Raw genomic sequence first — 1,002 nt, 5'->3', positions numbered from 1 at the left:
TGTCAACTCACGACAGCTCACTATCTGGTATTGAGTTTGTTGGTTACAGTTTTGCAATCGGTCAAAAACGTCAGGCTCGAAACTCTAGCGGCATCCATACCATTCCCAATTTTATTTGAAAGTCGTCGCAAAAAGCTGCAAAGATTTCTGGGACTCAAAGGGTTAGGTATTGAGCACATTTGGTGGCCGATTCTACAAAGTATACTGATTGAATCAATTGAGCCAGGCCAAGTGGTGCATATTGCGATTGACCGTACCAGTTGGAGTTGTATTAATATCCTGATTGTAAGTCTCATATGGGACAAAAGGGCTTGGCCAATATACTGGACTATTTTAGACAAAAAAGGGAGTAGTAATTATCAAGAACAAACCGAGGTATTGAGCAAAGCTTTATCTCAATTAAAGGATTATAAAACTATTGTTCTAGGAGACCGAGAATTTTGTGGAGTCAAACTGGGGCATTGGCTTTCACAACAAGCGGTAGACTTTTGTTTACGGCTCAAGAAGAGTACCTTTGTCGAGGCTGAGACTGACCAGTTAGTGGAACTAATGAACTTAGGATTAGTGCCTGGAATGAGTCTATTTATAAACGAAGTCAGAGTGACCAAACAAAAAGGATTTGGGACGTTTAATATAGCCTGTAAATGGCAGCGCAAGTACCGAGGATTTGGCTCCGATGAAGCTTGGTTTATCCTGACAAGTTTAAGCACTTTGTCAAAAGCAATCGAAGCCTACCGGAAAAGATTTTCTAGAGAAGAAATGTTCCGAGATTTTAAGCTAGGGGGCTATAACTTGGAGGGATGTAAAGTGGAAGGCGAGCGATTAATAAACTTAATTTTAGTGATGACAATTGCTTACACCAGTGCCACTATAAAAGGACGAACAATTAAGCGTAAAGGAATACAAAAGTACATCGGTCGTGTGAAAGAAGTCAAGCGAACAGAGCGAAGACATAGTAGTTTTTACATTGGTTTGCATGCTCATAATTGGGTGAGATTTTGA

General features: G+C 40.2%; 1 protein-coding gene. It reads left to right on the top strand.

What is annotated here, in order from left to right; genetic code table 11:
- Positions 1-1,002 (top strand): IS4 family transposase (locus tag F6K49_RS53105; protein ID WP_293111195.1); only part of this gene is annotated, 1,002 nt, incomplete at its 5' end.

The sequence above is a fragment of the Moorena sp. SIO3I6 genome, assembly GCF_010672095.1.
Note: the sequence above shows the minus strand (reverse complement) of the source record. Positions and strands in the feature narration are given on the sequence as shown.